This window comes from Rhodobacter sp. CZR27 (assembly GCF_002407205.1).
Classification (GTDB): Bacteria; Pseudomonadota; Alphaproteobacteria; order Rhodobacterales; family Rhodobacteraceae; genus Cereibacter_A.
Window position 1 is genome coordinate 1 of record NZ_CP023550.1, and the last position, 13,888, is coordinate 13,888.

Genomic DNA, 13,888 nt, shown 5'->3' on the forward strand with positions numbered 1-13,888 from the left:
TACCGGCCGGAAGTATTAAGATATCTGGCGGGAAGACGGATATTATCCAAGGGGACAGGCCGATCCGGTCAAGTGCCTTTGTTGCAAGGCCCAATCCGGCCGATCCTCGCCCCGGTCATGACAATTCGACAAAATCCGCGACCCCTCCTTCCGCGCCGGATTGACAAGGGGGCGGGGTTCCCGCGAAGAATGGACCCGGCGGTGGAATTGGAGCCGCCGGGTTATAATGCCGAAGGCCTGCGGGTACCGCATTGAAGCGACATTGAAGCGTCGCGAGCCGGACGCGCGGGATTGAGTTCATACGTTCAGATAACGGGCCTTTCTGCCCGCCGATTAAAAGGTGTTGCGTAGTGTCCAGCAGAGACTCCGCTCCGCTTGAGATTTCCGATCAGGACTTCATCCCGGCCCTGCCGCTGTTCGATCTCTTCGAACGGGTGGTGCGGGCCCGTCCCGACGCCCCGGCGCTGATCTCGGAGGTGACGCGCCTGAGCTATGGCGAGCTGCACGTCCGGGCCACGGCGCTGGCGGTCCGGCTGGTGCGGGCCGGCGTGCGCGCGGGCGACCTCGTGGGCATCGTCTCGGGCCGCTCGACCGAGGCGCTCATCGCGATGCTGGCGATCCTGCGCGCGGGCGGGGCCTACATGCCGCTCGATCCGACCTATGCGCGCGAACAGCTCGACTACATGGTCGCGGATGCGGGTCCCGTGCTGCTCCTGCATGTGACGGGCGAGGCGGACCTGGCGCGGACGCTGGCCCAGGGCCGGCCGGTGCTGGCCGTCGCCGAGGACGGCGCGCCCGTCGCGGACGAGCCCCGCGTCTGGCCGTTCCGCACCGGCGCGGATCTCGCCTATGTCATGTATACCTCGGGCTCGACCGGCAAGCCCAAGGGCGTCGAGATCCCGCAGCAGGGCGTGGCCCGGCTGGCGATCCGGCAGCCCGACTGCCAGTACCTGCCCTCGGACATCGCGCTGCACAGCTCGACCTTCGGCTGCGACGGCTCCACGCTCGAGATCTGGGGGCCGCTGCTCAATGGGGCGGCGCTGGTGGTGCTCGAGACGCCGAAACCCGCGCTGGACGCGCTGGCCGCGACGATCGACCGGCACGGCGTCACCGCGCTCGTGTTCTACACCGGCATCTTCCACCTGATGGCCGAGCATCACCCCGCAACGGTCGGGCGGCTGCGCCTCGTGATCGTGGGCGGCGACGTGATGATGCCGCGGCTGGCGGCCGAGGCCTTGAAGCATGGCCCGAACCTCAAGCTGGTGAATGCCTACGGGCCGACCGAGAACACGGTGATCGGCACGCTGCATGTGGTGACGCCCACCGATTTCGACGGCAGCCCCCTGCCGATCGGGCGGGCCGCGGCGCATGACGAGGTGCTGGTGCTGGACGAGCGGCTCGCCGAGCTGCCGGACGGCGAGGCCGGGCAGCTGGCCCTGACCGGGCCGGGCCTTGCGCGGGGCTACCGCAACAAGCCCGAGCAGACCGCCGAGCGCTTCGTGCCCGACCCGCGGCCCGGGCGGCACGGCCGGATCTACCTGACCGGCGATCTGGTGCGGCGGCGGGCGGATGGCGAGATCTGCTTCCTCGGCCGGCTCGACCGGCAGGTGAAGCTGGGCGGGCGGCGGATCGAACTCGACGAGGTCGAGCATGTGCTGCGCCGCCAGCCGCTGGTGGCGGACGGCTCGGTGGACCTGATCCGCGCCCCGAACGGCGACCGGCGCATCGCAGGCTTTGCCAAGCTCGCGGCCGGGGTGGATCTGGCGCCCGAGGCCGCGGCGGATGCGATCCGCGCCGGCATGGCGAAGGAGCTGCCCGAGGCGATGGTGCCGGGGCTGGTCCTGGTGCTGGACGAGTTGCCGCTGACGGCCGCGAACAAGATCGACCGCAAGGCGCTGGTCGCCATGGTCGAGACGCGGCAGGCCGAGGCACAGACGGCCCCGGCCGAGACGCCGCCCGCGCCCCCGTCCGAACCTGCGCCCCCGGCGGCACGGCCTGTCCCCCGGACGGCCGCCGAGCTGCGCGCGCGGATCGCCGCGCTCTGGCAGCGCGTGCTGGGCTGCGGCCCGATCCCGCCCGACCGCACCTTCTTCGAGATGGGCGGCAGCTCGCTGCAGCTGATCGACGTCCATGCCCTGCTGGAGAAGGACCTCGGCCGGCGCATCGACATCACCGTGATGTTCGAGACCCCCCGCCTGCAGGATCTGGCCGCGCGGCTGGCCGCCCTTCTGGCCGAGGGCGGGCCGCAGGCGGGTCCCGAGGCCCGCGGCGACGCCCTGCCCGACGACGGCGCCATCGCCATCGTCGGCATGGCGGGCCGCTTCCCCGGCGCGCCCTCGGTCGCGGCGCTCTGGCAGCATGTGACCAGCGGCACCAATCTCTTCCGCCGCTTCGAGGCGTCGGAACTCGAGGACGCCTTCACCCCCGCCGAACGCGCCGCGCGCGGCTATGTCCCGGTGCGGCCGGGGCTCGACGGGGTCGACCTGTTCGACGCGCGCTATTTCGGCATGTATCCGAAGGAAGCCGCCGTCACCGATCCGCAGGCGCGGGTGTTCCTCGAGACCTGTGTCGAGGCGCTGGAGGATGCGGGCCTCGATCCCGCCCGCCATCCCGGCGCCATCGGGGTCTTCGCGGGCGCCTCCTTCAGCACCTACCTCGTCAATCACCTGCTGCGCGACCGGGCCACCGCCGAGGCCTTCACCAGCGGCTACCAGGTCGGGATGTTCCCGGAAGCGCTCGGCAACATCGCCGACACGCTGGCGACGCGGGTCGCCTTCAAGCTGGGGCTGAGGGGGCCGGCGCTGACCGTCAGCACCGCCTGCTCGACCTCGCTGGTGGCGATTGCCCAGGCGTGCCTGTCGCTCCGGGCGGGCCAGTCCGACATGGCGATCGCGGGCGGCGTCTCGATCACCTTCCCGCAGCGGCGCGGCTATCACTGCACCGAGGGCGGGATGGTCTCGGAGAGCGGCACCTGCCGCCCGTTCGACGCCCGCGCCGACGGCACGGTCTTCGGCCATGGCGCAGGCGCCGTGGTGCTGATGCGGCTGAGGGACGCGCAGGCCGCGGGCCACACCATCCACGCGGTGATCCGCGGCATCGGCATCAACAACGACGGGCGGGACAAGATCGCCTATACCGCGCCCTCCGTTGCGGGGCAGGCGGCGGCGATCCGCATGGCGCATCGCGACGGCGGCACCGATCCGGCCTCGGTCGGCTATGTGGAGTGCCACGGCACGGCGACGCCGCTCGGCGATCCGATCGAGGTGCGCGGCCTCGCCACCGTCTTCGGCGACCTGCCGCGGGCCAGCGTGGCGCTCGGCTCGCTCAAGGGCACCATCGGCCATCTCGACGCGGCGGCGGGCGTCTCCAGCGTGATCAAGACCGCGCTGGTGCTGCGCGAGGGGCTGATCCCGCCGATGCCGAACTTCGAGCGGCCGAACCCGAAGATCCCCTTCGACGATCTGCCCTTCCGGGTGCCCACCGCGCCTGCCCCCTGGGCCGGCGACGGCCCCCGCCGCGCGGGCGTCAGTTCCTTCGGCGTGGGCGGCACCAACGTCCATCTGGTGCTGGAGGAGCCGCCGGCGGTTCCCGCAACGGCCCCGGTGACGACGCCGCAGGTCCTGCCGCTTTCCGCCCGCTCGCCCGAGGCGCTGTCGGCGCTCGCCCTGCGCATGGCCGAACATCTGGAGACCCGCGCGGACGATCTCGCTGATGTCGCCTTCACCCTGCAGGAAGGGCGCACCGTCCACGACCACCGCCTCGCCGTCGCCGCGCGCGATCCTGCCGAGGCCGCGGCGCGGCTGCGCAAGGCTGGCGCGGTCAAGGGGCCGGTGCCGGCGGACCCGCCGCCGGTGGTGTTCCTGTTTCCCGGCCAGGGCTCGCAATATCCCGGCATGGGCTCGGGGCTTTACGCCGAGGAGCCCGAATACCGCCGCTGGATCGACGAAGGCGCGGCGATCCTCGAGCCGCTTATCGGTCTCGACATCAACCGGCTCCTGTGCTTCGGCGACACCTCGGACGCCGACATGGCGCGGGCGCTGCGCGATACGCGGCTGACCCAGCCCGCGCTGTTCCTGACACAGGTCGCGACCGCGAAGCTGTGGCTCTCGCGTGGCATCCGGCCCACGGTAATGATCGGCCATTCGGTTGGCGAATTCGCCGCCGCGGTGGTCTCGGGCGCGATGAGCTTTGCCGACGGGCTGAAGATCATCGCCCGGCGCGGGCAACTGATGCAGGACATGCCCGGCGGCGCCATGCTGGCCGTCCGGGCCGAGATCGACCGGATCGCGCCGCTCCTGCTGCCGGGCGTCGATCTGGCGGCACGCAATGCGCCGAAACTGAACGTGCTGGCCGGCTCCTTCGAGGCGATCGCTGCGATGGAGGCGGCGCTGCAGGCCGCGGGCATCGCCTGCTCGCGGCTCCATACCTCGCACGCCTTCCATTCCGCGATGATGGACCCGGTCTGCACGGCGCTGGCGGGGGAACTTGCCGGTCTCGCCCTGAAGGCGGGCGAGATCCCGTGGATTTCCTGCGTCACCGGGGCCCGGGTGACGGAGAACGAGGCGCGCGACCCGGCCTACTGGGCGCATCAGGCGCGCGCCACGGTCGACTTCGATGCCGCCATCCGGGTTGCGGCATCCGAAGGGCAGGCACCCGTGCTGCTCGAGGTGGGGGCGGGAAGCACGCTCTCGACCTTCGCCGCGCAATGCCTGTCGCGCCTTGGCCATGGCGGTATCCTCCAATCCCTGCCGGACCACACCAGGCCGGTTCCGGACGGTTTCGCCATGGCCGAAGCGCTTGCCGGGCTCTGGGCGGCGGGCGTGCCGGTGGACTGGTCGCTGGCTCCGCGCGGCCACCGCCGCCTGTCCCTTCCCACCTATCCGTTCGAGCGGCGCCGGCACTGGATCGACGCGCCGCCGCTGGCGGGGCGCGCGACCGCCGCCGCGCCCGCCCCGGCCGTGGCGCCGCAGCCGGCCGCCCTTCCCGCTCCGGCCGGACTGCCGGCCGCAGCCCTCCCGGTGGCCGCGGCCCCGCCGCCCCCGGTCGTGCCCGTTCCGCAGAGCCCTTCCTCTGGAGTGTCCGTTCCCATGTCCATGCCGTCCCGCAGCGCGCGCCTTGCCTCCGAAGTGCTGGCCCTTCTCGCCGATCTCTCGGGCGAGGAACTGGGCCCCGACCAGGCCGAGGCGAGCTTTCTGGAGCTGGGCTTCGACAGCCTGTTCCTCGGCCAGGTCACGCAGCGGCTGTCGCGCGACTACGGGTTCGAGCTGACCTTCCGGCAGCTGCTTTCCGATTATCCGTCCGTGGCGGCGCTGGCCGCCCACATGGATGCCGTCCTGCCGCCGGATTCCCCCGGACCGGCGGCGTCGGCGGCCGCGCCTTTTGCCCAGGTGGCGGTCGCCGACCCTTCTTCCGCTGCGGTGCTGGCCCCGCCCGCGATGTCCGCCGCAGTGCAGGCCCAGCCGGCGATGGCCGTGGCCCCGCTCGCCGCCCCGGCCCTGCCGGCGGCCGGCGGTCTGGCCGAGGTGCTGCAATCGCAGATGCTGACCATGCAGGCGATCTTCGCCGAGCAGCTGCGCGCGCTTGGACAGGGCGCCGCGGCAGCGCCGGCCCAGCCGGTTCCCGCGGCGGCCATGACGCCTGCCCCCGTCTCCCCTGCCCCCGTAGCCCCCGCCCCGCTGGCCGCACCCGCCGTGCAGACGGCAGCCGAGGAACCGCCGGCCGCGGCCCAGTTCCGCTTCGGCCGCGGCGTGGACCTGTCGGGCGGGCGGTTCGACGCGCGCCAGCAGGCCTTCGTCGACGATCTCGCCCGCCGCTATTCGGCAAAACACGCGGGCTCCAAGGCCCATACCGCGAAGCACCGCGCCGTCCATGCCGATCCGCGCACTGCGGCGGGCTTCCGGCAGGAATGGAAGGAGCTGGTGTTCCCGATCGTCGCCGAGCGCGCCAAGGGCTCGCGGATCTGGGACATCGACGGCAACGAGTTCGTCGACCTGGTGAACGGCTTCGGCCAGACCGCCTTCGGCCATTCGCCCGATTTCGTGCTCGAGGCCGTGCGGCGCCAGCTGGAGAAGGGCTTCCCCATCGGCCCGCAGGCCGAACTCGCCGGCCCCGTGGCCGCGAAATTCGCCCGCATGGTGGGGCATGAGCGGGTGACCTTCTGCAACACCGGATCGGAAGCGGTGATGGCCGCCATGCGGCTCGCCCGCGCGGTCACGGGCCGCGACCGGATCGTGGTGTTCGGCAACGACTACCACGGCCAGTTCGACGAGGTGCTGGTGAAGGGCCGCAGCCGCGGCGGCGACCCAGTGGCGCTGCCCATCGCGCCGGGCATCCCGCGCTCGGGCCTCGGCAACATGGTGGTGCTGGGCTACGGCGCGCCGGAAAGCCTCGACTGGCTCCGCGCGAACGGGGCAAGCGTCGCCGCCGTCATCGTGGAGCCGGTGCAGAGCCGTCACCCCGAACTGCGCCCGGCCGAGTTCGTGCGCGAGTTGCGCAGGATCACCGCCGAGCAGGGGTCGGCCCTCGTGATGGACGAGGTGGTGACCGGTTTCCGCACCCACCGGCGCGGGATGCAGGGCCTCTGGGGCATCGAGGCCGACATGGCGACCTATGGCAAGGTGCCGGGCGGCGGCATGCCGGTGGGCGTGCTGGCCGGGAAGGGCCGTTTCATGAACGCGCTCGACGGCGGGATCTGGGGCTATGGCGATGACAGCCGCCCCGACACGCCGCCCACCTTCTTCGCCGGCACCTTCGTGCGCCATCCGCTGGTGGTGGCCGCGGTCGATGCCGTGCTCGACCATCTGGAAACGCAGGGCGACGCGCTCTGGACCGCCACCGCCGAGCGGACGGCGCGGCTGGCCGCGAGGCTGAACCGGGCGCTCGCGGCGCGCGGGCTGCCGGACCTCATCCGCGATTTCTCGAGCTGGTTCGCGCTCAACCTTTCGCAGCATGAGGCCCGCGCCTCGCTCGCCTATCCGCTGATGCGGATGGAGGGCATCCACATCATCGACAGCTACTGCGGCTTCCTGACAACCACCCACGGCGAGGAGGAGTGCGATCGCATCGCGCGCGCCTTCGAGAGCGCGCTGGACCAGCTCCAGTCGGTCGGCATCCTTGCCCCCGTGGCCGAGGCGGCGGCGCCGCCCGCGGCAATCGCGGCTCCCGCAGCCGCCACCCCCGCCGCCGCGGCGCCGCCCACGACAGCCATCCCGCTGACCGAGGCACAGCGCGAGATCTGGATGACGAGCCAGCTGGGCGACGCGGCCTCGTGCAGCTTCAACGAGGGCGCCTCGCTGCATCTCGACGGACCGCTCGACGTTGCGGCACTGGAGTCGAGCCTGTCGGACATCCTTGCCCGGCACGACAGCCTGCGGCTGGTCTTCGCCCGCTCGGGCGAGAGCTTCGACGTGGCAGATCCCGCGCCCGTGGCCCTGCCGGTGACCGACCTGTCCGCCGAACCCGACCCCGAAGCGGCGATGGCCAGGATCCTGCAGGCCGAGGCCGAGACCCCGCTCGACCTGGTGGCGGGCCCGCCGATCCGCTTCCGACTGCTCCGCCGCGGCCCCGACCGGCACACGCTGGTTGCCACCGCCCATCACATCGTCTGCGACGGCTGGTCCTACAACGTGATCTTCACCGACCTCGCCGCGCTCTATGCCGCGCGCATCGAGGGGCGCGCAGCGGCGCTGCCGCCCGCGCCCTCCTTCGCCGCCCATGCGCTGGCGCGGCGGTCGCACGATCCGGCGCACGAGGCCTGGTGGCGCGGCGAATATGCCACCGTCCCCGCCCTGCCCGACCTGCCGGGCGACCGGCCGCATCCGGCGATCAAGAGCTTCCGGGGCGGCACCGTGACCGAGCGCCTCGACGCCGAGGTGCTGAAGCTTGCCCGGAAGGCCGGGGCGAAGCAGGGCTGCACGCTGTTCTCGACGCTCTTCGCGGCGCTGCAGATCACGCTCGGCCGGCTCTCGGGTGCCGGGGACGTGGTGCTGGCGGTGCCGACCGGGGGACAGGCGCTGCTGCCTGACCCGGACCTCGTGGGCCATTGCGTGAACTTCCTGCCGGTGCGCGCCCCCTTCGCCGAGGGCGCCACGGTGGCGGGTCACCTGAAGGCCGTGCGCGACAAGGTGCTGGCCGCGCTCGACCATTCCGATGTCACCTACGGCACGCTGGTGCGCGAGCTGAAGATCGAGCGCAGCCTGAACCGGCTGCCGCTGACCGAGGTGCAGTTCAACCTGGAAAAGGTGGCCGAGGGGCTGGCGATGCCGGGGCTTTCGGTCTCGACCCATCCGAACCCGAAGGCCGCGGTGAACTTCGACCTGTTCTTCAACATGATCGAAAGCCGCGAGGGGCTGCGGCTCGACGTGGACTACAACTCCGACGTCTATGATGCCGCGACCGTCCGGCGCTGGATCGGCCATTTCGCCCATGTGCTGCGCGGGATGGCCGAGGCTGCCGACCACCCGCTCGCCAGCCTGCCGCTGCTCGACGAGGGCGAGCTGCCCCGCCTCGCCCCTACCGCGATCGCGCCCCCGGCCGCGCCCACGCTGCACGGGCTGGTGGCGGCTGCGGCCGCCCGCCGGCCCGACGCTCCGGCGGTCGAATTCGCCGGCCGGCGCCTCAGCCATGCCGAACTGGCCCGGCAGAGCGACGCGCTGGCGGCGCGGCTGCTGGCGGCGCTGCCCGGGGGCCGCGGCCGGGTGGCCGTGGCGCTCGACCGCTCGGAACAGCTGCCGGTGGCGCTGCTCGGCGTGCTGAAGGCGGGCCATGCCTTCGTGCCGCTCGATCCGCGCCACCCCGAGACCCGGCTGCGCCACGTGCTGGAAGCGGCTGGCGCGCAGGCGCTGATCCTGCCCGAGGCCCGGCTTCCCGCCTATGCCGAGGGTCTCGGCATCGCGCCGGTCGCCGTCTCGGGCGAGGCGCCGGAACCGGTCACGCTGCCGCCGACCGGCCCCGACGACCCGGCCTATGTGATCTTTACCTCCGGCTCCACCGGCACGCCGAAGGGGGTCGAGATCCCGCACCGCGCCGTGGTGAACTGCCTTTCCTCGATGGCGGCCGAGCCCGGCTTCACCGCCGCCGACCGGCTGCTTTCGGTCACGACGGTCTCGTTCGACATCGCGATCCTGGAACTCTTCCTGCCGCTGATCGCGGGCGGCTCGGTGGTGGTGGCCGCGACCGAGGACGTGCTGGACGGCTTCCGCCTCGCGGCCCGTCTCGGCCAGGGCGACATCACCGTGATGCAGGCCACGCCCACGCTCTGGGGGATGCTGCTCGAGGCCGGGCTGAAGATCCCCGCGGGGCTGAAGGTCATGGCGGGGGGCGAGCCGCTGCCGCTCGACCTCGCGCGCAGGCTGATGGCAGAGAGGGCCGAGCTCTGGAACCTCTACGGGCCGACCGAGACCACGATCTGGTCGGCGGTGAACCGCATCCGCCCCGAGGACGCGACGATCACCATCGGCCATCCGATCGCCAACACCACGCTGCATGTCCTCTCGCCCGAGGGCCTGCCGCTGCCGGTGGGGGTGACGGGAGAGCTGAACATCGGCGGCGCGGGCCTCGCCATCGGCTACTTCGGCCGCGAGGACCTGACCCGGGCTGCCTTCCGCGACCTGACGGTCGGGGGGACGACCCAACGGCTCTACCGCACCGGCGACCGGGCGCGGCTGCTGGCGGATGGTTCGGTCGAACTGCTCGGCCGCGGCGATGGCCAGATCAAGCTGCGCGGCTTCCGCATCGAACTGGGCGAGATCGAGATGGCGCTGCGCGCCGCGGGCGGCGTGGCCCAGGCCGCGGTCGACCTGCGCGCCAATCCGCGCGGCGAGAAGCAGCTGGTGGCCTGGATCGTGCCCGAGGCCGGCGCGGCTCCCACGCCCGAGATGCTGATGGAGGCGCTCGAACAGGTGCTGCCGAACTACATGATGCCCTCGCGCTGGGTCACGCTGAGCGCGCTGCCGCAGACGCTGAACGGCAAGCTCGACCGCAAGGCGCTGCCCGCGCCCGAGGCCGCGGCGCCCGTCACGCCGCTGCGCGAGATGACGCGCCCCACGACGCCGCTGGAGGAGCGCCTTGCCGGGATCTGGGCCGAGGTGCTGGGGCTGGAGGCGATCTCGACCACCGACACGCTCTATGCGCTGGGGGCGGATTCGCTCACCATCTTCCGCATTGCCGCCCGGATGCTCGATGCAGGCCTGAACCTCGAGGCGCGGGACCTTCTCCAGCATCCCACGATCCGCGACCTCGCCGCCTTTGCCGCGAGCCGCGAGACCTCCGGCACGCCCGCGGGCGCCCGGCCCTCGCTGCGCTCGTTCCGCCACGGCGCGCGGCGCGAAGGAGCCATCGCATCATGAACCGCCCGCTTCCCCTGACCGAGCCGGTCGTCGCCCGCTTCCCCGCGACCGCCACGCAACTGCGCTTCTGGTTCCTCGACCAGATGACGCCCGGCACCCCGGCGCTGAACGTGGCCGTGCGCTGGGAGATCCGCGGCCAGGTCCAGCCGTCGAGCATCGAGGCCGCCTTCCAGCGCGTCGTCGACCGGCACGAGATCCTGCGCACCCGGCTGGTCGAGGAGGACGGCCAACTGCTGCAGGAAGTGGCGGCCGCGGTCCGCTTCCGCCTCAGCGTGGTCGAGCTGCGCGTCGCGGCGGGCGAGGACCCGTCGGAGCGGATCGAGGCCATCGCGCAGGAAACCGGCGCGGTGCCCTTCGACCTCTCGAAGCCCGGCCTGATGCGGGCGACGCTCGTGCGCCTGTCGCCGGAACGGGCGATGCTGATGATCGTGGCGCATCACGTCTGCTTCGACGGCTTCTCGATCCGCGTCCTCGGCCACGAGATCGGCACCATCGCCGAAGCGATCGAGGCGGGACGCGAGCCCGACCTGCCCGAGTTGCCGCTGCAATATGGCGACTATGCGCTCTGGCAGCAGGAATATCTCGCCTGCGGCGTGCTGGAGGAGGACGGCGCCTTCTGGAAGGCGCAGCTGGCCGACGCGCCCTATTTCGAGATCGAGGCCGATTTCCCCCGCTCGGGCCGCCGCGGCACCGCCGCTGCCATGACCTCGACCGTGCTGCCGCCCGCCTTCGGCGAGCGACTGGAGGCCGAGGCGAAGCGGCGCGAGGTCTCGGTCTTCGCCTATGGCACGGCGGTCCTTTCGGCCTGCCTGGCCCGCTTCACCGGCCAGAGCGACGTCCTGATCGGCACCCAGGTCGCCAGCCGCAACGAGGTGGACCTGGAACCGCTGATCGGCGTCTTCATCAACAACCTCGTGCTGCGCCTGCCGACCGACCCCGAGGCGGCCTTTGCCGATCATCTCGGCCGCGTGCGCACCGTGGTGCAGGAGGCGCTGGCGCATCAGTCGATGCCGTTCCACAAGCTGGTGGAGCTGATGAACCCGCCGCGCGATCCCTCGCGCATGCCGCTGATCTCGATCAACTTCAACATCCAGCGCACCTTCCTGCAGAACCGCCGCTATGGGCGGTTCGAGCTGCTTTCGGCGCCGTCGCACACGCCGGGGGCGGTCTATGACCTGAACTTCCAGATCGTCGGACGGCCCTCGGGCTGGCGGGTGACGCTGGAATACGCGACCGAACTGTTCCGGCCCGCGACCGCGCAGGCGCTGCTCGACCTGCTGGTGGCGGGCTTCGGGCAGGCGCTGGACCATCCCGACGCGCCGCTGAAGGCCCTGCCGCTCGACCTTGCGGTGCTGGAACGGCGCGACCGGCAAGCCGGCCGCCTCGCCCGGCTGGAGGCCGCCGCCCGCGACATGGGCGGAGTGGCCGATGCCGCGGCGGTGGCCGAGCCCGAGGGCACCTATCTCTTCGTGGTGCCGCAGCCGGATCATGCCGGCCCGCTCGAGGACCTGCCGGCCGAGGTGACGGCCCACCTGGCGGCGCGGCTCGATCCGGCGGACGTGCCCTGGGGGGTGAGCCTGCTTCTCGCCCTGCCCCGCGACGCTGAAGGCCATCTGCGCCGCGACCGGCTGCGCGTGCCGAAGAAGCCGGCATCGGCCATCCCGGCGGCCCCCGCCGCATCGGCCCCGCTCCGCAGCATCGAGGCGCAACTCATCCGGATCTGGAAGGACGTGCTCGACCGCGACGCCGTGGAGCCCACGTCGAACTTCTTCCACCTCGGCGGCCATTCGCTTCTGGTTCTGCGGATGCTGACCCGGGTGCGCGCCGAGATGGGGGTCGAGATCGGCATCGGCGCGATCTACGACAACCCCCGGCTCTGCGACCTGGCGGGCGTGATCCGCGCGCAGGCGGCGCCTGCGCGGGAGAAGGACGACTGGCGCATCCTGCCGCTTCAGCAGGGCGGCACCGGCACGCCGCTCATCGCGGTCAACAACGCCTGGACGGCGACAGCGATCCATGCGGGCTTCGCGACCGATCGCCCGGCGATCTGCGTGCGGCTGTTCGACGGCTCGCCGGGGCAGGAGCACGGCCGGCGCAGCATGGAGGAGATCGCCGCCGATTATGCGGACGTCATCCTCAAGGCCCAGCCGCAGGGGCCGTTCCTGCTGTTCGGCATCTGCGTCCACGGCAACGTGGCGCTGGAGGCCGCACGGGTGCTGAAGGCCCGCGGCCACGACATCGCGGCCGTGGTGCTCAAGGACGTGTGGGAGCCCGGCTTCGTCGAGCGGATGCTGGCCGACCGGCGGCTGCGCTGGGTCGACCGGCGCCATACCCTCAAGCGGCGGGTCCGGCGCTGGTGGGTGGGGCAGATGTCGACCGACGCCTTCCTTGGCGGCTATACGATCATCCGCCGCTCGGGGGTCCTGCATGTCGCCCGTGCGCTGCGCCTGATCGGCCGGGTGCGCCGGACGGACCTCGAGCCGGAGGAGGAAGGCTTCATCGACTTCCTCGTCGCCGCCCGCGACCGCTATCGCCCCGCGCCCATCGACGTGCCGGTGCTGCATGTGGTGACCGACGACGTGCCGCGTGCCGAGGGTTTCGATGCCTCGATCGGCTGGGAGCATGTGGTGACAGGCCGGCTGAAGACCGTCCGCATCCCCGAGGTCGTGGCCCTGGGCGATCTGCGCATCGGCACCGCCCGGCTGGCCGAGGAGATCGAGACCTTCCTCGCCGAAGGGTCCGCGGGGCGGTGATCCGGCGGGCGAAGCGCCTGCGCCGGGCCACCCCGGCGCGGGGATCGGCAGGCCGCACGACGCGCCCGCGCCGACAAGCGCGGGGGTCAGTCGCGGCGCAGAAGCTCCACCGGGGCACCGCGGGACTCGACCGCGACCGCGCCGGGCAGGTCGGGGGCGAGGGAAAGATGGATCAGCGTCCAGTCCTGCACCCGCTGCCCCTCGGCCCGGATCAGGCGGGGGCTGTCCTCCGCCGTCACGTCGAAACTCGCAAGCGGTGTATCGAGCCCGGTGCCGACCGCCTTGAGGAAGGCCTCCTTGCGGGTCCAGAGGCGGAAGAACGCCTGCTCCCAGTCCGCGCCCGCCAGGGGCTCCAGCGCCTGCAGTTCGGAGGGCGCGAAGAAGCGGGTGGCCACGGCGCGCTCGATCGGGCGGATCGCCTCGATGTCCACCCCCACGGCGGCCGAGGAACAGAGCGCGAGGGCCGCGAGCCCGCCGCAATGGCTGAGGTTGAACGACGGGCCGCCGGGCAGCTCCGGCCGGCCGAAGCGGTTGTAGCGGAAGGCGATCCGCGCCGGATCGAGGCCCAGATGCGCGCCGAGCCGCAGCCGCAGTCCGCTGCGCCCGGCGATGAAGCGGGCGCGGAGCGTCTCGGTCGCGAAGGCGGCCGCCCGGGTGCGTTCGTCGGGCGCCAGAAGCGCCGCCTCGCCCGGCCGGTCCAGGTCCCATGTCCAGAGTTCGATGCGATGGGTCATCCGCCTCTCCTGCCGCAGCCCGGGCGGCCGCGGCAAGCCGGTTCCTGCGGGCAGG

At 72.4% G+C, this 13,888-nt stretch carries 3 protein-coding genes; 2 read left to right on the forward strand and 1 reads right to left on the reverse strand.

The window, feature by feature from the left end:
* The first annotated feature begins 350 nt into the window (after positions 1–350).
* Complete coding sequence (locus tag CK951_RS19955; RefSeq protein ID WP_096787979.1) at positions 351–10,346, forward strand: hybrid non-ribosomal peptide synthetase/type I polyketide synthase; 9,996 nt, start codon at positions 351–353, stop codon at positions 10,344–10,346.
* A complete protein-coding gene (locus CK951_RS19960; protein ID WP_096787980.1) occupies positions 10,343–13,099 on the forward strand; it encodes a condensation domain-containing protein in 2,757 nt (918 codons plus the stop codon). Before CK951_RS19955 ends, CK951_RS19960 begins: the two co-directional genes overlap by 4 nt.
* Before the next feature lie 86 nt (positions 13,100–13,185).
* On the opposite strand, the gene CK951_RS19965 is transcribed toward CK951_RS19960, so the two are convergent.
* Positions 13,186–13,833 carry a 4'-phosphopantetheinyl transferase superfamily protein gene (locus tag CK951_RS19965; RefSeq protein ID WP_096788088.1) on the reverse strand — a complete coding sequence of 216 codons (648 nt, stop codon included), beginning with the start codon at positions 13,831–13,833 and terminating at the stop codon, positions 13,186–13,188.
* Positions 13,834–13,888 lie beyond the last annotated feature (55 nt).

Bases quoted from the DNA above. Each gene is read 5' to 3' on its own strand.
- CK951_RS19960 (WP_096787980.1), top strand. From the start codon at position 10,343: ATGAACCGCCCGCTTCCCCTGACCGAGCCGGTCGTCGCCCGCTTCCCC.
- CK951_RS19965 (WP_096788088.1), bottom strand. From the start codon at position 13,833: ATGACCCATCGCATCGAACTCTGGACATGGGACCTGGACCGGCCGGGC.